Origin of the sequence: Pseudomonas sp. 31-12 (genome assembly GCF_003151075.1) — a bacterium.
Taxonomy (GTDB): domain Bacteria; phylum Pseudomonadota; class Gammaproteobacteria; order Pseudomonadales; family Pseudomonadaceae; genus Aquipseudomonas.
Genome location: NZ_CP029482.1, coordinates 1,689,763 through 1,708,608, shown reverse-complemented (window position 1 = coordinate 1,708,608; position 18,846 = coordinate 1,689,763). Strand labels below are relative to the sequence as shown.

18 protein-coding genes, 1 tRNA gene and 2 pseudogenes are annotated in these 18,846 nt (G+C 55.6%); 14 read left to right on the top strand and 7 right to left on the bottom strand.

What is annotated here, in order from left to right:
* Positions 1 to 149 precede the first annotated feature (149 nt).
* The 5 genes from DJ564_RS07900 (at position 150) to DJ564_RS07880 (ending at position 4,020) form a co-directional block, all read left to right on the top strand.
* The gene (locus tag DJ564_RS07900) at positions 150 to 1,637 is read left to right on the top strand and encodes a diguanylate cyclase (protein WP_109628376.1); all 1,488 of its coding nucleotides are present in this window, start codon (positions 150 to 152) and stop codon (positions 1,635 to 1,637) included.
* Positions 1,638 to 1,643: 6 nt separating this feature from the next.
* On the top strand, positions 1,644 to 1,838 hold the full coding sequence (locus tag DJ564_RS07895) for a cysteine-rich CWC family protein (RefSeq protein ID WP_094468699.1): 195 nt from the start codon (positions 1,644 to 1,646) through the stop codon (positions 1,836 to 1,838).
* A 57-nt stretch (positions 1,839 to 1,895) separates the two neighbouring features.
* Positions 1,896 to 2,588 (top strand): pseudouridine synthase, encoded by a 693-nt coding sequence (locus DJ564_RS07890; RefSeq protein WP_109628375.1) that lies wholly within the window; start codon positions 1,896 to 1,898, stop codon positions 2,586 to 2,588.
* 312 nt (positions 2,589 to 2,900) lie between these two features.
* The gene (locus tag DJ564_RS07885) at positions 2,901 to 3,785 is read left to right on the top strand and encodes an alpha/beta fold hydrolase (RefSeq protein WP_109628374.1); all 885 of its coding nucleotides are present in this window, start codon (positions 2,901 to 2,903) and stop codon (positions 3,783 to 3,785) included.
* Between the two features lie 161 nt (positions 3,786 to 3,946).
* Positions 3,947 to 4,020, top strand: a tRNA-Gly gene (locus DJ564_RS07880).
* 572 nt (positions 4,021 to 4,592) lie between these two features.
* Here DJ564_RS07880 and DJ564_RS07875 read toward each other — a convergent pair.
* Positions 4,593 to 5,755 (bottom strand): IS3 family transposase gene (locus DJ564_RS07875; protein WP_109627876.1). Its coding sequence is split into 2 segments (ribosomal slippage): positions 4,593 to 5,500 and positions 5,500 to 5,755, totalling 1,164 coding nucleotides; the frame shifts between segments, so codons are not numbered across the junction.
* A 64-nt stretch (positions 5,756 to 5,819) separates the two neighbouring features.
* Between DJ564_RS07875 and DJ564_RS07870 the strand changes: the two are divergent.
* The 4 genes and pseudogenes from DJ564_RS07870 to DJ564_RS07855 form a co-directional block, all read left to right on the top strand.
* Positions 5,820 to 6,761: pseudogene (locus tag DJ564_RS07870) on the top strand (phospholipase effector Tle1 domain-containing protein); the annotation flags it as partial.
* A gap of 101 nt (positions 6,762 to 6,862) precedes the next feature.
* Positions 6,863 to 7,429 (top strand): DUF2931 family protein, encoded by a 567-nt coding sequence (locus DJ564_RS07865; protein WP_371922059.1) that lies wholly within the window; start codon positions 6,863 to 6,865, stop codon positions 7,427 to 7,429.
* 291 nt (positions 7,430 to 7,720) lie between these two features.
* Positions 7,721 to 8,023, top strand: a pseudogene (locus DJ564_RS07860) (transposase); the annotation flags it as partial.
* 317 nt (positions 8,024 to 8,340) lie between these two features.
* Positions 8,341 to 9,885: a Fic family protein gene (locus tag DJ564_RS07855; RefSeq protein ID WP_109628372.1), complete on the top strand. Its 1,545-nt coding sequence runs from the start codon at positions 8,341 to 8,343 to the stop codon at positions 9,883 to 9,885.
* Positions 9,886 to 10,089: 204 nt separating this feature from the next.
* Here DJ564_RS07855 and DJ564_RS07850 read toward each other — a convergent pair whose 3' ends face one another.
* Positions 10,090 to 10,308 (bottom strand): DUF6500 family protein, encoded by a 219-nt coding sequence (locus tag DJ564_RS07850; protein ID WP_109628371.1) that lies wholly within the window; start codon positions 10,306 to 10,308, stop codon positions 10,090 to 10,092.
* A gap of 409 nt (positions 10,309 to 10,717) precedes the next feature.
* Between DJ564_RS07850 and DJ564_RS07845 the strand changes: the two genes are divergently transcribed.
* Both DJ564_RS07845 and DJ564_RS07835 read left to right on the top strand, forming a co-directional pair.
* Positions 10,718 to 10,981 (top strand): short-chain dehydrogenase, encoded by a 264-nt coding sequence (locus tag DJ564_RS07845; RefSeq protein WP_109628370.1) that lies wholly within the window; start codon positions 10,718 to 10,720, stop codon positions 10,979 to 10,981.
* A gap of 430 nt (positions 10,982 to 11,411) precedes the next feature.
* A complete protein-coding gene (locus DJ564_RS07835) occupies positions 11,412 to 12,140 on the top strand; it encodes a bifunctional 2-polyprenyl-6-hydroxyphenol methylase/3-demethylubiquinol 3-O-methyltransferase UbiG (protein ID WP_109628369.1) in 729 nt (242 codons plus the stop codon).
* Positions 12,141 to 12,401: 261 nt separating this feature from the next.
* Here DJ564_RS07835 and tam read toward each other — a convergent pair whose 3' ends face one another.
* Positions 12,402 to 13,172 carry a trans-aconitate 2-methyltransferase gene (tam, locus tag DJ564_RS07830; protein WP_109628368.1) on the bottom strand — a complete coding sequence of 257 codons (771 nt, stop codon included), beginning with the start codon at positions 13,170 to 13,172 and terminating at the stop codon, positions 12,402 to 12,404.
* A 394-nt stretch (positions 13,173 to 13,566) separates the two neighbouring features.
* Here tam and DJ564_RS07825 point away from each other — a divergent pair, with 394 nt between their 5' ends.
* Entirely contained in the window at positions 13,567 to 14,070 is a 504-nt protein-coding gene (locus DJ564_RS07825) for an inclusion body family protein (protein WP_090181110.1), read from the top strand.
* A gap of 124 nt (positions 14,071 to 14,194) precedes the next feature.
* Positions 14,195 to 14,734, top strand: coding sequence for an AidA/PixA family protein (locus DJ564_RS07820; RefSeq protein ID WP_109628367.1), 540 nt, complete (start codon positions 14,195 to 14,197; stop codon positions 14,732 to 14,734).
* 61 nt (positions 14,735 to 14,795) lie between these two features.
* Here DJ564_RS07820 and DJ564_RS07815 read toward each other — a convergent pair whose 3' ends face one another.
* The gene (locus tag DJ564_RS07815; protein WP_109628366.1) at positions 14,796 to 15,881 is read right to left on the bottom strand and encodes a type I restriction endonuclease; all 1,086 of its coding nucleotides are present in this window, start codon (positions 15,879 to 15,881) and stop codon (positions 14,796 to 14,798) included.
* Between the two features lie 222 nt (positions 15,882 to 16,103).
* On the opposite strand from DJ564_RS07815, the gene DJ564_RS07810 reads away from it, so the two are divergent.
* On the top strand, positions 16,104 to 16,514 hold the full coding sequence (locus tag DJ564_RS07810; protein ID WP_109628365.1) for a low affinity iron permease family protein: 411 nt from the start codon (positions 16,104 to 16,106) through the stop codon (positions 16,512 to 16,514).
* 67 nt (positions 16,515 to 16,581) lie between these two features.
* On the opposite strand, the gene DJ564_RS07805 is transcribed toward DJ564_RS07810, so the two are convergent.
* The 3 genes from DJ564_RS07805 to DJ564_RS07795 form a co-directional block, all read right to left on the bottom strand.
* Positions 16,582 to 17,085 (bottom strand): DUF4142 domain-containing protein, encoded by a 504-nt coding sequence (locus tag DJ564_RS07805; RefSeq protein WP_109628364.1) that lies wholly within the window; start codon positions 17,083 to 17,085, stop codon positions 16,582 to 16,584.
* Positions 17,086 to 17,160: 75 nt separating this feature from the next.
* Positions 17,161 to 17,319 carry a KGG domain-containing protein gene (locus tag DJ564_RS07800; RefSeq protein ID WP_010462447.1) on the bottom strand — a complete coding sequence of 53 codons (159 nt, stop codon included), beginning with the start codon at positions 17,317 to 17,319 and terminating at the stop codon, positions 17,161 to 17,163.
* A gap of 117 nt (positions 17,320 to 17,436) precedes the next feature.
* Positions 17,437 to 18,786: a diguanylate cyclase domain-containing protein gene (locus DJ564_RS07795; protein WP_109628363.1), complete on the bottom strand. Its 1,350-nt coding sequence runs from the start codon at positions 18,784 to 18,786 to the stop codon at positions 17,437 to 17,439.
* Between the last annotated feature and the right edge of the window lie 60 nt (positions 18,787 to 18,846).

The following is an 18,846-nucleotide window of genomic DNA, read 5'->3' as shown; positions in this document are numbered from 1 at the left end:
TATCCCTGTGGGAGCGGGCGTGCCCGAAAAGGCGTCGGTCCATGCGCCACAGCCCCTGATCCTTACCGATTCACCCTGCAAATGCAGGAGTCATTTCCCAGCAGTGCCATTAGAATGCCTGCCATCGGGTCACTGCCAACGGAATCGTCATGCCGCTTCACTCGCCGCTGTATTCGCAACGTTCGTTGGTCCTCACGCTCATCGCGTTGCTGGGCGCAGGCTTTCTGGCGACTTCGTTCCTCAGTTACTACGCCTCGCGAGCGTCCATCCGCGACAGCATCGTCAACACCGAACTGCCGCTGACATCGGACACGGTCTACTCGGAAATCCAGAAAGACCTTGTCAGACCGATCCTGATTTCCTCGATGATGTCCCGCGACACGTTCATGCGTGACTGGGTGGTAAACGGCGAGCAAGATCCCGAGAAAATGACCCGTTACCTCAACGAGGTCATGACCCACTACGGCGCCTACACGGCATTTTTCGTCTCCAACACCAGCCTCACTTACTACCACGCCAAGGGCGTGCTCAAACAGGTCAAGTCCACTGAACCCCGCGATGCCTGGTATTTCCGCGTCCGCGACATGGCCGATCCCTACGAGATCAACGTCGACCCGGACCTGGCCAACAAGGACAACCTGACCTTCTTCATCAACTACAAGGTCTACGACTACAACAACCGCTTCATCGGCGCCGCGGGCGTGGGTCTGACAGTCGATGCGGTGATCAAGCTGATCGACAAATATCAGCAGCGCTACCAGCGCAGCGTGTATTTCGTCGACAACTTCGGCCGCCTGGTGCTCACCGGCGCCGAGGGCGGCCCGCAAGGCGCACACATCGGCCAGAAACTCGGCGAACTCGACAGCATGAAAGGCCTGGTCAGCCAGCTGCCAAAACCCCACAGCGGCAGCTACGAATATTCCGTCCATGGCCAGGGACATTTCCTCAACGTGCGTTTCATTCCGGAGCTGAACTGGTACCTGTTTGTCGACAAGCGCGAAGACGGCGCTCTCAGTGAAATCCGCCAGTCGCTGTACCTCAATCTGCTGATTTGCCTGTTCGTCACGCTGATCGTGCTGGTTCTGCTCAACCGGGTGATCAAGCGTTACCAGGGCAAGATCCAGGCGCAAGCGACGCTTGATAGCCTGACCGAACTGCCGAACCGCCGGGGCTTCGACCTGCTGGCGGCACAAGCCATGCTCGAAGCCGAGCGCGAGCCCAAGCCGCTGACCGCGTTGTTGCTGGACCTGGATCACTTCAAAGCCTTGAACGACACCTACGGTCACTTGGCCGGCGATCAGGTGCTGATCGGTTTTGCACGAGACCTGGAAAGTTGCCTGCGGCACTCCGACATCGTTTGCCGCTGGGGTGGTGAAGAGTTCATCGTGCTGCTCAAGGACACCGACGGTGAGACAGGTCTGATGATCGCCGAGAAAATTCGTCAACATGTCGAGCAACAGCGTTATGCCTACGACGGCAAGGAACTGCAGCTGACAGTCAGCATCGGCCTTACCACCTTGCAGGTCGATGAAACCTTGCACACCCTGCTGTCTCGGGCCGATCATGCGATGTACCGCGCCAAACAGGCCGGCCGTAACCGAACCTGCGTGGAAATGCCCCACTCCAGTTATGAATAATCCTGCATGAACAAGCCTGACCAATGCCCCGCCTGCGGCGCCTCCAACGCCTGCACCCTGGCCGACCCGCGCACTGTCGATCAAGCGTGTTGGTGTTTTGGCGTCAGTATCGATCCGGCGGTGCTCGAAGCGCTGCCGGCCGAACTGCGCGACAAGTCCTGCTTGTGCCCGCGTTGCGCCGAAGTCGAGGCGCAGTTGTAAGCAACCGCCCGGCTGATCACGTAAGATACGCGGCCCTTCTCCAACTGATCCCCTGCCATGCGCGTTGACCGTTTCCTCAGCAACCTGCCGCGCTTCAACCGTAAGCAGGTGCGCCTGTTGCTGGTGGAAAAGCGCGTTCGGGTTGACGGAAAAGTCGTCAGCGACCCGCATGCCGAGGTGCTCGAGTTCAGTCGCGTCGAGGTCGATGAAGAAGTACTGCAAGTCGGCAAACCCGCACGCTACTTCATGCTGCACAAACCGCCGGGCTGCGTCAGCGCCACCCGCGACCCGGAGCACCCGACCGTGCTCGACCTGATCCATGAGCCGGACAGCGCTGACCTGCACATCGCCGGACGCCTGGATTTCAACACCACCGGCCTGATGCTGATCACCAACGACGGCAGCTGGTCACGGCGCCTGACCCAACCGCAGACCAAACTGCCCAAGGTCTATTACGTCGAGACCGAGCAGGAGATTGGCCCGCAATACGCACTGAAATTCACCGAAGGCCTGTACTTCGCCTTCGAAGACCTCACCACGCAACCCGCCGAGCTGATCGTGCTCGGGCCGAAGTCAGCGCGTCTGAGCATCGTCGAGGGTCGTTATCACCAGGTGAAGCGGATGTTCGGCCACTTCGACAACAAGGTGCTGCGCTTGCACCGCGAAAGCATGGGCCCGCTGGTGCTCGATAACGCGCTAAAACCGGGCGAGTACCGCGCATTGCGCACCGAAGAGATCCATTTGATCTAAGCAGCCTACCGCTCAGCAGAAGTTGTCGAACAATTTACGAATGACACTTGCGCGATGACGTGACCCCTGCTTGAATCAGGACGTCGGCCGAAATGTGACCGACGAGTCACAACATACTTCTAAGAAACTTTTTGCCGGTTAGAGAACCCTCAGGTTCCGCCTCAGACCGGTAGACTGCCCGCCAATAACAATACCCGTCGACCTGCAGTAACGGATCGACATGGGCCTCCAAATTTCAGGCGTATGCCTACCTGTCACAAAGCTCGTGCAATCTCATTTGCGCGCATACCCGCTTGCTTGGAGTCTTATGACATGAGGCCAGAAATCGCTGTGCTGGATATACAGGGTCAGTATCGGGTTTACACGGAGTTCTATCGCGCAGACGCCGCAGAGAAGACCATCATCCTGGTCAACGGCTCGATGGCCACGACTGCGTCGTTTGCACAAACCGTGAAAAATCTTCACCCGCAGTTCAATGTGGTCTGCTACGACCAGCCCTACGCGGGCAAGTCAAAAGCCCACAACCTGCATGAGAAATTGCTGACCAAGGAAGTCGAAGGGCAGATCCTCCTGGAGCTGATCGACCACTTCGCCGCCGAACACGTGCTGTCGTTTTCCTGGGGCGGCGCCGCGACCCTGGTCGCCCTGGCCCAACAGCCACGGCGCATAGAGAAAGCCGTGATCAGCTCGTTCTCCCCGGAGATCAACGCGCACATGCTCGACTACCTCGAGCGCGGCATCGACTACCTCGGCAGCCGGGATGGCGATCGGGTCGGCAACCTGGTGAACAGCACCATCGGCAAACACTTGCCGACACTGTTCAAACGTTTCAACTATCGCCACGTCAGCTCGCTCGCCGAGCATGAATACGGGCAGATGCACTTCCACATCAGCGACCTGCTCCACAGCGATCGCCAGTGCTTCCTCAAGGCCGCAGAAAAAATCAACGTACCCGTGCTGTTCATGAACGGCGAATGGGACGAATACACCGCCGCCGATGGCGCCCGGTTGTTCGCCAACCACGTGCAAAACGCCACCTTCAGCACCTTGCAGGCTACCGGCCACTTTCTCGACATGGAGCACAAAGCTGCCTGCCGAGACAGCCGCGACGCATTGCTGGGCTTCCTGAAACCGGCGCAACACGCCAGCCGACCGCGTTACCACTACGTCCAGGACCAACATGCATTGGCCATCTGAAACAGCGTCATCGCGAGCAAGCTTCGCCCTACAGTGTTGAACGCATTCCTGTAGGCGCGAGGCTTGCCTGTGATAGATCGTTTCACCTGCGCTAAACGCATCGCGCGCAAAGAAAAACTTCATTTCCACGCGCACATCTGGTACAAAGTCAGCCGCTCTGAGCGGGTGTCGTATAATGGCATTACTCCAGCTTCCCAAGCTGATAACGAGGGTTCGATTCCCTTCACCCGCTCCACTGTTTTCAAGGCCTCCAGCGCAGTCCTCGGACATCCAATCGCGTCTGGTGACAGTTTCAGTGACAGTTTCTAAGAATCCACCTCCCCCCATGCTAGCGAACCAGCCGCATGGTCGGACCGTGAGAGCCTCGCCCGTCAGATACCGTCCCCCGCCAGAAAGAATTGAATTTTCCGGTTGAGCTTTAAAGTGACTAATAAATCTATTTTATTTTCTTCACTACTCTACAACCCAAGTAAATCAACGCTTTCAGAGGTTTCAGGAAACCTATTTTTCAGGCCACCTAACCTATTTGCGGGGCTATCAGGAAAGCTATTTGCCCTACCGTCTCAAGTAGTTGATTTATAAGGGTTTTACATTTAATTACCTTTTTAAATAGCCCACCTGTCCTCCTGAACGCCATGTCTAAAAGCCACGTTCCACGCGGGCTGCAGAGGATAAGTCGCACTGTTTCGTGAGGGGTGGCGAAAAATAGCCACTTTTAACAGACGCCCGGAATCCCTCTTGTAAACCTCCTCGGATAAAGACCTACACTCGAAGCTCTATCTCTTCTTTCGGATGGGATTGTAGTGGTCAACTAATCCCGGACACGACGTTAAGTTTTTCCTCGGCCCGCGCTGGAGCCAACCCATCGTTGAATTGATGAGGCCGAATCCAGTTGTAGCGATGCATCAAAAAATGGCTGATATCGCGCTGTGCTTCCTGCGCAGTTCGATAGCCCACGGTCGGTATCCATTCTGTTTTCAAGCTGCGAAATACGCGCTCCATCGGTGCGTTATCCCAGCAGTTTCCTCGTCGACTCATGCTTTGGCGCATGCGGTATCGCCACAACCGCTGGCGAAAGAGTCGGCTTGCATATTGCGATCCCTGGTCTGAGTGGAATAGCAGATCCGAAGGCCTGCCACGCTGCTCGTAAGCCATATCCAGCGCTTTGATCACCAGCTCAGCGTCTGGCTTTTCCGACAGCGCCCAGCCCACGATCCGACGCGTACAAAGATCCAGGACGACAGCCAGGTAATGCCACTTTCCTTGCGCCCAAATGTAGGTGATATCGCCGCACCAGACTTGATTGGGCGCAGGCACGTCGAACTCGCGGTTCAATGTGTTCGGGATATCCAGTCTTTCAACTGTTGCTCGTTTGTAGGCATGGGAGCCGGGTTGTTTGCTGACTAAATCAAGCTCGCGCATCAAGCTACGCACTTTGAATCGACCGAGTTGCTCACCGTCTTCACGCATCAGTGACAGGATGCTGCGACTGCCCGCAGAGCTGCGACTTTGCGAGAACAGCTCACTTACGCGACTACGCAATCGAAGCCGTTCAACATCCGGCGTGCGGCGCCGCAGGCGCTGGGCGTAGTAACACGAGCGAGTGACATCAAACACCTTGCACAGCCAATCAACCGGCTCATGTGCCCTCAACTGGTCAATCAGCGCGAACGCTCGTGATCTTCCGACATCAAGAGCGCGGTAGCCTTTTTTAGTATTGATTTCTCTCGCTCAAGCCGAGCAATCCGGGCTTCCAGCTCCTGAATTTTTTGCTGTTCCGGAGTCAGTGCCTTGCTCTGCGGGGTGACGCCTTTATGTTCTTTCTGAATCTGGTCAACCCAGCGGCGTAATGCCGATTCACCAATGCCGAGTGAACGGCTGGCTTCGATGTAGCTGTAGTTTTGTTTGAGCACAAGGTCGGCAGCCTCGCGCTTGAATTCAGGAGTAAAGGAGCGGCGTTGTTTGGTCATCTGACACCTCGATCTGGCGAGCATTCTCGCCTAAATGGGTGTCCGGTTTCATTAGACCACTACAGCACGCCACTTTGCCAATGAGGTGGCTCTAGGTCAGCAAGGCCCCTTGGGGCAAACCATTAAGATGTTTCGACGAGCCTTCCACGAAACTTTCAGCGGTGAATACCATCACGATATCAACGTTGGATTTATTGGCTTGTTTGATACTGTGCCGTCAGTAGGTGGCTTGGCCAATCTGGGCTATATACGTAGCCAAACACAACCAGGGCTCAAACTGTACCTATCTCGCAGCTCGTTTCCCAATGTCGTCCAATTGGCTGCTCGGGATGAAATCCGTGCCAACTTCGCCTTGAATCGAGTAAAACCCGATCACCTGGAAATCACATTGCCCGGTGTCCACTCGGATCTTGGCGGCGGGTACTTTCCTGAATCCGAAGAGAACCTGCTGATCAGCCCGATGCAGGCGCTGGATGTTCCCGTCACGACAGACGTGAAATACACCTCGATCTACCGCGACGCGCAACAGGTGAAGGCGCAGTGGGAAGCCAAAGGCTGGCCATCCGAAATGCTGGAGGTCGTGACTCCCTATGTTCGGGGTTTACCTCCATCTCAACAGGATCGTTTGAACCCTTACAAACGTGTCTATGCGGCGTTGCAGCTCAAGAAATCCGTGCGAGGCGAGCTGTCGCGGGTTTACCTGCGAGTCATGTACGAGTTGGCCAAGCAACGAGGAGTTAAGTTTGAGCACCTTGATGAGCAATATCCAACTTACACCATCCCATCGGAGCTTCAGGCGCTGTGTGACCGCTTCGTCGCGGGTGACTACAGTACGACTCCCGCCGAGGAGCAACTGCTCAAATTGAAGTACATTCACACCTCGGCCAGCTGGAACCCACCGACAATCTTGCAAGGTTCAACACCTCGGACCAGTGCGGGTTTACTCTACTTTAATGCCCCAACCACGGACGGGATTCGCGTACAACATCCCCATGTACCCGACTAGGAGTCAAAATTTTGCGATCACTATGGATCTTGTTGGGGGCTTTGCTTGTGGGTGCCTGCCAAGCGAAAGAGCTTTCGGGAGAGCATCTGGACCCAGACGCAGTGCCATGGGAACTCGGTTTTACCGAACCCAATTTTATGAGGGTTTGGGTTGAAGACAGTGCGGTAGTTGATATCGATGGCGTCTTGTATCGTCGAGTTGGGAGCGGCGTAGCAGCGGGAGGAAAAAGCAGTAAAGCAGACGCCGCTCGTGGTTGGCGCAAGGGGATTGGTGGTAACGAAAAAACCGTAGTAGGGGCCAAAATTCCTGTTCGCATCTATGTGCGCTGGCAATCGCTTGTCGAGCCGCAAACCTACCAAGGGTGGTTTGAAATTCCGGAAAGTGCGCGGCAGATATTGCGCGATGCAGTGACAAAAGATTGCCTGGAATATCCGGAAGTAAAGGACTTGCGTGCAGGAGGGGCTGTTCAGCTTGGTCTTGCCCCTGGCGGTGTAGTACAGATCTGGGTGCGAGATCAGTGCCAACGGCCAATTAAAGTCGCACGTGGCCAAGCCACGATTGAACCCAAGGGGCCTGCTTTAGGGCTCTCAGGAGGAAGCTACTTCCCTTTGGAAGGAGATTCCAAGCGTTATATCGAAAAGTACGGCATCCCTTACGGAAGCTGGTAAATGACCGGTTGTTCAGCCCGCCCATTGGCGGGCTTTTTTCTATCCAATGTTTTTACATCAGACCGTAGGCTCGATGCAGCTCAACTGAAGCGGCTTCAATATCGGAGTTATTCAGCGCTCGGTCGTACGCTCGGAGAAAGGCGTAGCCACCTACCAACACTGCTGTGGCCAGTGCCGATCCTTGCCCCCCCAGAATATTCCGTCCGCTGAGAGACACCCCGGTCGCGCCTTCTACGACAGGGCTGGTGCCGACTTTGATTTTGGAAGTGGTTCCGTCGAATACAGCGAGGATGTCCGCTCAAAAGCCGCTGCACCAAGGCCGAGCGCCGATATCTGACGCGCCACGCCCACGAAGCGGCGTTTGAGCGAATGGAACGGCGAATGAAGGCCCATCCCGAAATGATGGTCAATCGCCGATCCATCGTGGAGCATCCTTTCGGCAATCTGAAGCAATGGATCTTCGGCAACGTGCGATTTTTGCTGCGCCAGTTGAAGGGCGCTCGCGCAGAAATGGCGCTTGCGGTGCAGGCCTACAACTTGAAAAGGGCTATCCAGGTGCTGGGAGCGAAAAAATTGATGACGCTGATGGGCTGAGAGGCCCTTTATTTTTCAGTTTTCAGAAAAACAAATGCCCCGACAAGTCGGGGCATTTGTTTTTAACCGGGGCAGATTGCGTTTTTACACAGTCTGTTGATGGCCGGTTTTTTTGTGTCTGGGGTTTGGTGGAATTGCCTTTTGCCCTTAGGGCAGTTACGACTAAGCTGAATTTCGTTAACGTTTTTTTGGGGAATGACAGTTTTAGTATCAAAATTCCCACAGGATTAGTATTTTCGCATCGCAGGAAAATTAACGTTTTCGCGCCATAATGGTGTTTTAGTATCGTTTTCATCGCCCTGTTAAGGAATTCGTCAATGCCAGTCGGTTTCAAGGCCCTCGCCGATCGCTACGACATCGCACTTGCACAGCCTCTGCGTGTCGAGTCCGAGATCGGCACTGCACGTCTCAGCCGCGAGAGTGACGGGAATGTGGAGAACCGGTATCCGGCAAGCTACCGGCCCGCAGACGATTTCGCAGGCCATTTCGAGTTCGGCCTCAAGTACGAAGAGATTCATCTTGAGTTCTTCGCTCGCCTGTTTGCGGCGATAGGCCCGCAGCCTATTGAAGACTGGAGTCGACGAGAGCCTTTCGGCCAGTACGCACGGCGCACCGGGTTCCTTTACGAATGGCTGACAGGGGAACGTCTGGATGTGCCTGACGTGACCAATGGCCCCTATGTCGATGCACTTTCGCCCGAAAAATACCTGACTCGTTGCGAGTCACTGCGAACGCGACGCTGGCGAATCAACAACAACCTGCCGGGGACGGCTGAGTTCTGCCCTTTGGTTCGTCGTACGGCGTCAGTACAGGAAGCTTTGCAGTTTGATTTACGCGCGGCTTTGGATGAGCTGGATCAGGCCTTTGGCGCCGACATCCTGATGCGTACGGCCAGTTGGCTGACGTTCAAAGAATCACGCGCGAGCTTTCTCATCGAAAAGGAAGCCGATCAAACCGATCGCATCCAGCGGTTCGCTCATGTTATTGCCCAACACTGCGGTCATATCGAAAACCCGTTGAGTAACGCCAGCCTGCACTCTCTGCAAGCCGACATTCTGGGGCGTGATGCCATCGGACTGGGCTTGCGCCGCTCTCCTGTGTTTGTGGGTCAGGCCACAATGCGCGAAGACATCGTGCATTACATTGCCCCCCACTCCGCAGATCTTGCGCAGCTACTGGCAGGACTCAACGAGTTTGAGGTCGCAACGCGTGGCGCGGAGTCACTGGCACGGGCCGCTGTGTTGGCATTTGGCTTCGTGTATATCCATCCCATGCGCGATGGCAACGGCCGGATTCATCGATTCCTGATCAACGACACCCTGATTCGGGATAAAGCAGTGCCCGACGGCGTGATCCTGCCAGTGTCAGCCACCATCACAAGTTCGATCGACTTCCGAGCCGGCTACGATCGAACGCTCGAAGTGTTCTCGCGACCGTTCATGCGACGTTACGCGACGGCCTACCGATTCGGCGAACTCGTGACCTACGAGGATGGCACTCCCAGCAACTTCATTTTCGATGAATACGAGGACGCGTGTTTTGCCTGGCGGTATCCCGATCTGACCGAGCACGTTCTGTACACCGCACGCGTGGTCGAGCACACGATTCGAAAGGAAATGGCGGATGAAGCCAGAGTACTGATGATCTTTCAGCGAGCTCAAGAGCAGCTAAAGGAGGTACTTGAGATGCCGAACCAGGATGCGAACCGCATCATCCGCTCCATCAAGGAGAATGGCTGGGTAGTGTCCGGCAAGTTGAAGAAAGGTTATCCGCAGCTTGAAGATGAGGGCATGGCTGAACGTGTTGTGGAGGCGGTGCGTTCTGCGTTTGAGGATCGGGCGATGGGGGCTGGTGAGGTGTGATTTTTGGTGGATCCCAGCAGAATCATATGACGGGCGACCGACACCTGACGGCAGCGCCTCGACAAAGCCAGGTTGCACCAGATCGAGCTTGGCGACGTACAGGTCGATAAGCCGAACCCGTTGATAAATAAATCCGTCACCCACGTAAATCACGTCACCCAGGCGTAAATCATTGACAGGACGGGGCAGACTGCGCCAGTACTCCTAGTCTTTCCGCTCTACCATCTGCTTTATTTTTACGGCCTTTTCAAAATGGTCGAGCTTGTGCTCAGCGATCCACCATTGGGCAGCTTCCATTAAAAGCACGGGATCATCATTTTTGTTCGCGAAGAAAGCATAGAAAGAGAGCCCGACAGTCGGCCCCTTCTGCTCCATTTTCTTGTTGCAAACCTCGATCATCTTTTGCCTCAAGCTTTCTCGCATGATTTCTCTCAATCCATTAATTGTCTCGGTCGCGGCCAAATTCGGTACCAATTGCCCATCTTTTGGGGCTTCGAGCGAAGCCGACTTTCAGAAAGGCAAGGTCCTACACGACGGTGGGAATTGTCCGTAGACTTGCGCATTGCTGTCCATTTGCATCGAGGCCTATAGTCGAGCCGGCGCCAAAATGGCGCTTCGGGTTTGGCGACTCGATCCAATGAACAAAAGCTTCCGAGCAGTTTTCGGATCGCTTTAAAGCACTTGGCTGCCTGCTTTTTGGTGGCTGTGCGCGGGAGACCTTCGGGTCTGCCGGGTTGTCCATTGTCCGGTTCGCCAACCTGCGTACAGCTGCCACCCTTTTCGTTTGGCGACGATTGAGTGGTAGACCTCTTAACCCAATGGAGCTCTACTCATGAACGAATACATGGCTTTAACCAGCAACGCCGACGACCTTCCCTCCCTGTTCGTCAACACCACGCAACCGCTACATTCACTGCTCAGCACCGCCAGTTACAGAATCAGGGCCGTGACGCAGATTCTCGAAAATCTCGCAATGCGAGGCGACATTACCACCGATGCGGTCATCCTCAGCGACTTTGCATTGCTCTGTTGCGTGCCCTTGCGCGACGGTTGTGATGTGCTGGATGTCATTGCTCGACGTATGGACGCGGAATAGTTCTGAAGCTATACCGGGTACCTTTCGAGGTGCCCTTTGCGTGTCATGGCCGGCCAACAATGGGCAGTAAGAGTTCGCCTGAGCGATCTATCACTGTGGCGAGGGAGCTTGCTCCCGCTGGGTCGCGAAGCGGCCCCCAAAAAGGGACTGCTGCGCAGTCCGACGGGAGCAAGCTCCCTCGCCACAGGTTCGGTGTCACGCTTAACTGCCTAGCATTGTTCTGGATGGCTGTTTGTAATTGAATCGAGCTTACAAATCCCCAACGCTCAACCGGTTTCCCCTCCTCGCCCAACCCGCTAGCATCCCCCTATCTTCAACCCCCTCTCCCCTGCGCGGCCATCGACGAACACGCGCCATCACTCTCCGAGGGAACCCAATCGGCCGCACGCCAAGTGCCGCCTATGAACGATCTCAACAGAGCCTTCCAAACATGACTCAAAACATCTACGACGACCCGGAGTTTTTCCAGGGCTACAGCCAGATGGCTCGCTCCATCGGCGGCCTCGATTCAGCTCCCGAATGGCCTACGCTCAACGCAATGCTGCCTCCCATGAAAGGCCTGAAGGTGGTCGACCTCGGCTGCGGTTACGGCTGGTTCTGCCGCTGGGCCAGTGAACACGGCGCCGATAGCGTGCTCGGTCTGGACGTCTCGGAAAAAATGCTGGAGCAGGCACGCAGGACGACGTCGCAAACCAATATCCAATACGCCCGCGCCGATCTGGAACAACTCGACCTGCCCGCAGCCAGTTTTGACCTCGCCTACAGCTCTCTGGCGCTGCACTACATCAAGGATCTCCCGGGTCTGTTCGCCAAAATCCATGAGGCCCTGAAACCCGGTTCACGCTTCGTATTTTCCATCGAGCACCCAATCTTCATGGCCCCGCGCAATCCGGGCTGGCTGATTGATAGCGAAGGGAACAAGCGCTGGCCGCTGGACAGCTATCAACGGGAAGGCGAACGGGTGACCAACTGGTTGGCCGAAGGCGTGATCAAACAGCACCGCACCATAGGCACGTTGCTGAATACGCTGATTGGCGCAGGTTTCAGCATCCGACAGGTCAACGAATGGGGCCCGAGCGATGCCGAGGTGGCGGCGCAACCGGCCCTGGCCGAAGAGCGGGAGCGGCCGATGATGTTGCTGGTCAGCGTGCAGCGCTGAGGGTCACGCCGGGTCATCGTAATGTTTGCGTATGAATTCTCGATACCCGGTAAAGACAACGTATCGCCGCGTTGGGCGTGTCCAAGGATGCCTTATTCTGCCGGCTCACCTTTCACCTAGAGATCAACATGGACAATTCAGAGTTGGGGATCATGATCATTTCGATGATTGGGTTGTTCGGCTTTGCTTCGTTTATTTTTGAGTACTTGAGTGCCCGGCAAAGGGACAGATGACGTTCGGGGTGATCTGTCCCTTTCTGCGCTAGCGAGTCGCGACGATAAACAACCGCGGGAACGGCAACAGCACCGAACCATCGCTCAGCGCCGGATAAGCCCGCTCGATGGCGGCGTGATACTGCTTGAGGTATTGCGCCTTCTCCGCGTCATTCAGCGGTTCGAGAAACGGCCGCAAACCGCTGCCCTTGAACCACTCGACCACGCCCGACGCGCCGCCTGCGAGCGGGTGATGGTAGGTGGTGCGCCACACGTCGACTCGCGCACAGTGCGGTCGCAGCATCGAGAAGTAATCGCTGGCGCTCGCCATGTCCGTGCGTTGCCCGGCGGCGTCCGCCAACTTGCTGGCCCACGGCCCATCTGCAGCGACTTCGCGCATCAGGCGATGGGACGGCTCGTTGAGGTTGTCAGGCATTTGGATGGCCAGGCTGCCGCCCTCGGTCAGTCGGGCGGCCAGCGAAGGCAGTAACGTCGCGTGATCGGGCACCCACTGCAACACCGCGTTGGCGAAAATTACATCGAAGGACCCCGGTTCGTTCCAGGTGTCGATGTCAGTCGTGTCGAATTGCAGCTGAGGCAAGCGCTTGCGGGCAGCCTCGATCATATCGGTCGAACTGTCCAGGCCACGCACCGTGGCATCGGCGAAGCGCTCCACCAGCAACTCGGTCGAATTGCCGGGGCCGCAACCGATGTCGATGGCCGAACGTGCGTCCACAGACGGAATCGCCGCGAGCAAATCACGGGCCGGGCGGGTGCGTTCATCTTCAAAAGCGACGTATTGTTTGGCGGACCAACTCATTGCGTTCTCCTGTCGGTGCGTTGTTGTGGCCAGCGGCGCACAACCGGTTCGCTACGATACCTCGACCGGCGCGCCCTGCCCTATCCGACCTATGGCGCAAGAGGTTTTGAGTGAGCGGTTTTTTATCGCCAAATCATCGGAGGTCATAACTATATCGACCGTTCGTCGAGCGACAGGCCCATCAATTTTGACAGCCTATGTTTCGCATCTATAGTCCTAATCGCGGCCTGTCGGAAGGAACCCGACTTATCAATTTGCACGCAGGAGCAAGGCCAATTTATCTCCCGTGATCGGTGGGTTCCGCCCGTAGTGTTTTCGCAACGGCCGCAAGGCAAGCAAGCGTTGTTGTGCCTGGAAAGATGCCAGGCATTCACTATGAAAATGGAGCGTTACTATGTCTCGAGTCACGGATGTACTTGTTTCAATCGACACTGAAACCATTCTGAAAAACTACCCGAACATCAGCAAAAATCCCGCCTCGCCGACGCTGATCGACGTCAATCATGTGTACATGGTGACCAACCGCGACAACGTGATCAATGGCCAGGCCGGTGGCGAACTGAATTTGAAAGCTCAGGTGGGTGACCTGATTCGCTGGCGTGAAACCAGCCTGTCGCAGAGCTTTGAGACGGCAGTGATTTTCTACAAATTCATTGGCAACGTCGGCAATGAATTGATCTCCACCCCCACGCCACGCAAGGCTACCGCCTGCGTCGCCGTCCCCAACACCAGCAACCCGTCGGTGCCGAGCTGCCAGAAAGTCGATAACCATTACTGGTCTTCGGAAACCCTGTCGTGCGGCAGCGTGACCTACCACTTCCACTTCCTGATCGTGGATCGCGACTGCAAGATAGTTGGTTGCTGCTCGTGGGATCCGTTCATTACCATCCGTAACTGACGATGGTCTGGCCCCTTGGCAACAAGGGGCCTGCCGAGTTCGTTGCCGCCTCGACAGGAACGGGATGTCTTGCATGAACCGAAGCGGCTGCCTTTGTGCATCAACATCATGAAAGGAATCCATGATGACTTCCGAACCGATCAAATCCCCTTCATCCAGTATCGCGACTGCCCACAATGTGTTGCTGGTTGTCGATGCCGAGTCGCTGCTTTTACGCTATCCAGACCCCAGTCTTGAGCCGGAAAACCCGACGTTGATTGCAGATGGCTTCATCTTTTCCATCAACGGATCTCCGATACCACAAAGTACAATAAATGACAGCTCTATTACGCTAACCTTCGGCACAGGACCGGCTTTCCGTATCCGCAGCAGAACCGTCAGTTTGCTCGCTGAGCACAGCGTGGTGTTTTACGGGATGTCTGTTGGCGATGCCGGCGTACTTTCGACGCCTGAATTGGTGGTTAAGGAAAACCTGACCGTGCCTTCACCCGATCCTGAAAACCCGACCGAACCGGGCAGCCATAAGGCCGATGATCATTATTGGCAGTGCACGCAATTGGCCGCTGGGGTTGAGGCGTGCGAGCTGAACTTTATGCTGATTGATAAAAGCTGCGAAGCGCTGGGGTACTTCCGCTGGGCGGTTGCTGTGAAGTTGACGGACTGAATGGATCTCCACAAAAAACCGACCTCAAGGGCCGGTTTTTTTTACTGCCACGTAAGCGTGGTCAGTCGTAATACCCAACTGTCTTCTTCAAATGATCCGAGTATTCGTAGATATCATCTATCGAGTTTATGGCGTGCCGGGTTTCATTCTTCTCTTCATCAAATATGCCGATGTACTTCTGCGATCGATTGAAGTGCAGACGGCAGATCGGTTTACGGTTGTTATCGTCGAGCAGAATGCCGAAGTAACTCTGCGTGTCGCGCTGAACAATCCGCTTAGCATCTACAACTGACCGAACCACGGCACGGACGATGTGGTAGCCCTCCAGTTCTTCCAGCGTCGTCAGTACCTTATCCTCCAACTCGTCTCGCATATCCGGCTGCTCAGCACTACTGGAAGAAACAGGCAATGAGGCCAACGCGGGTTGAATAGCACCGCTCATGGCTGACTTGAGCCTGTCATTGATCTGGTCGTTAAGAAACTGCACCACCGCCTTTCTCGTTAGCTCATGAAACTGCTCACGGACCTTCTGTGTAATTACCCCGTCGTATACACGCGAAGCGAACACTTTCACAAAATCGTCATCAGGCTTGCTGACCTGCGAAGCAATGACCTTTTTGATTTGGCTGACGTACTTCAATTCACCTGCGGCGCTGATGATCGAGTCCACATCGAAGGCTGACTTGGTGAGTTTGACCAATTCAGGGACGGAGTATTCGTCGATATCCAGCAGGTCGAGTTCGAGAAAAGGCTTCTCATCCATTTTGTTAGGCGCGTCCAGGTCAGTGAAAAACTTGTAGACCTGACCGTTCGTAAGGATGGAGATTCGGGCACTGGTGACATGAAAGTAACGAAACAGTTGGGAGGCATGATTGATGTGCAACGGCTCGCCTATTTTTTTGCACTCGATAAGAATCTGAACCTCTCCACCTTTCATGATTGCGTAATCAATTTTTTCTCCCTTTTTCGTTCCTATATCGCAAACGAATTCAGGCGTCACCTCAGTCGGATCGAAAACATCGTAGCCAAGTACAGTGCTGATAAAGGGCATGACAAAGGCGTTCTTGGTGGCTTCTTCCGTCTTGATTGCAGCGCCTTGCAAACGAACTTTGGCGGCTAGACTTGTGAGCTTTTCGAAGAATTCCAGAGTGGCCTCTTAGCTGGTTTCGATCCGTGGTTTTCATGCTGGCAAATTGACTGCCCTAGATACTAGACACAAACCGGCACAAAGAAAGATTCAGGCCAATAAAGGGGATAGAAGAGGCTTCTCACAAAACTGGTTTTCCGTTGAATAGGTGGTTTTTAAGTAGAATTTTCAACCCGCCGTCGCTGTCTGAAAATCAGGCGCATCCTTATAAGGAACACGGCAATGAAATTCGCAAAAATCTCGCAGAAGCTCGCCCTGTGGGCCGGCAGTCCCAAGACGTTTATGGGGGCTTTGATTCTGATTGCGCTGTGGGGGTTGAGCGGGCCGATTTTTGATTACAACGATACCTGGCAGCTGATCATCAACACATCCACAACAATCATCACGTTCCTGATGGTGTTCCTGATCCAGAACACGCAGAACCGCGACACCGACATCCTGCACCTGAAAATCGATGAGTTGCTGCGGGTAAACAAGGAAGCGCAGAACGCGATGCTGGGGCTTGAGGCACTGGACCTCAAGCAACTGGAGGCGCTGCGTAAACACTATCGCGCCATGGGCGAAAAAGAAGTGCATGGCCTGGCAGGGCTGGCGGCTTCGAGCAAGCGCAAACAGGATTTGAATGAGTGCTGAGCACAAACAAAACGGCGCGTGATGTGAATCACGCGCCGTTTGCGTCCAACACCGTTAATCGCCTGGTCTAACGACTGGCCTGCAACGCTCTGGCCATTTCCAGGTGGTTCTGCAGTTTGGGTAAGGTTTCCTCAGCGAAGGCTTTGATTTCCGGGACGTCGGTGGTCTGAGCGACTTGTTGAAGCTGCTCGATGGCTTCCTGGGTCGTCTTCACCTGACTGGCGGTATAAGCCTGGTCAAAGGAGGTACCGTCCTTCACTTCCGGCATCAACGCTTTGGCCTTGTCGACCACTTCTTCCCGAGGAGCCACCGGCAAATCCAGCTGCTTGGCGATTTTCGCCAGATGCTGGTTGGCGGTCGTACGGTCGTTGATAACCACGATGGTGTAGTCCTTGACCTCTTTGGATTCGGATTTCTGGTGAGCCAGGCGACTGGCTTCGATGTCGGCCATGCCTTTGGCCGAGGCATCGTTGATGAATTCGGCGGGCGACTGGGCGAAGGCACTGTTGGCAAACAGGCCCAGCAACGTGACAAAACTGGCAGTGCGTAATCGGGTGGCCATCCGGCTCATGGTCGCGCCCTCCTTCTGAAAAAATTCAAGCGGGAGCTTTCGCCCCCGCCTCTCAATCAAAACTACCTTCACCGACTATTTCGATTTCTGACCGCCTTTGCGGCCCATATCGGGTTTCGCAGGGTCTTTATCGACAGTCGTAGTGGTAGTTTTCCCACCTTTGCGACCGGCTTCAGACGCCTTCGTTCGATCATTGGCGAAGTTTCCCGAGTTCGAGTTTCTTGAGTTAGGCATGATTCTCTACCTCTTGGTGATGATCGCGGCGAGCAGGAGCCCGCATAGAATCTGAATTTCGATCGCCACAAAGGTTTAGAAAAAATGAAATCGCTGCGACGAACGGTGGCCGGTTTTTCAGACACCGAGGCGCTGGTGATTTCGGCGCTTGGCCGCGTACATGGCCTCATCGGCATGCCGGAAAAGCTGCTTTTCTTCGGTGCCATGCTCGGGGTAATGCGCGACGCCGATACTCGGCTGAATATTCACGTTGTGCCCGTCCAGACGCAGGGGTTGCGCCAGCACCTGACGGATTTTTCCCGCGACGTTGTCAGCGTCTTCCGAGGCGTGAATGCTGTGCAACAACACCACGAATTCATCCCCACCGATACGCGCCACCGTGTCGCTCTCGCGCACGCAGCCCTTGAGCCGATTGGCAACCGCTTGCAACAGCATGTCGCCGACCGCATGGCCGTGGGTGTCGTTGACTTCCTTGAAGCGGTCGAGGTCGACGTACAGCAATGCCATCCGTCCGCTATCCGTGCGAGCCAGCGCCAGTGAGTCTTTGAGCCGGTCGCGCAGCAACGCTCGGTTGGGCAGTTGAGTCAGTTGGTCGTATTGGGCCATGCGTTGCAGGCGGGCATGTAACTGCTTGCGCTCGATCGCGGTGGCGACCTGGGCGCAGACGTATTGCAGCAATTCCTTGTCTTGCTCGGTGTAGCGCTCGCCACCCGGCACACTTTTGACGATCAGCGCGCCGATGGTGCCGTTTTGCGAATTCAATGGCACACCCAGCCAGCAAGGTGCATCCGGCCCGGCGACCAGCACCTCAAACCCTTCTGGCGGGTTGTCCTGGTCCGGGGTCAGCAAAATCGGCAAGCCGCTGCGAATCACTTCGGCGCAGAGGCGGCCGGTGATGGTTCCGGGCTGCTCGGGTTGCAGCTCGTGGTCATTGACGTGATACGGAAAATGCAGCTGCGCGCAGTGCTCGTCATACAGCGCCACGGAGAAATTCAGCGCCGGCAGCCATTCGCCAATGATCAAATGGACCCGCTTGAACAACGCCAGCAAATCTTCCGCCGCGTGGGCCGCTTCGGAGATTGCGTACAACGCCGCTTGTCGGGACTCGGCCTGCTTGCGCTCGGTAATGTCCCGGGCCACGGCAATGCGCAATTGGTCGACTTCAGACCAGCGCGCCGACCACAGGATATGCACCACGCCGCCGTCCTTGCGCAGATAGCGGTTTTCAAAGTTGAGCTTGGGGTCGCCGCCCATGATTTCGCGCGCGGCGTCGAGGGTGCGCTGGCGATCGGCGGGATGCACCATGTCAATCATCGGCTGGCCGATCAGTTCGTCCGGGGTGTAGCCAAAAATACGCTCGCAGGCCGCGCTGACAAATACGAAGCGACCTTGTTTATCCACCGCACAGACGGCGTCCAGCAAGAGATCGATGTAGCTCGCCAACGGCGCGGAATTTCTGGTTGCCATGGTGCGATGAGCGTTTCCGGACAATGCAGCAAAAAGAACCCTCCCTGACCGATCAGTACA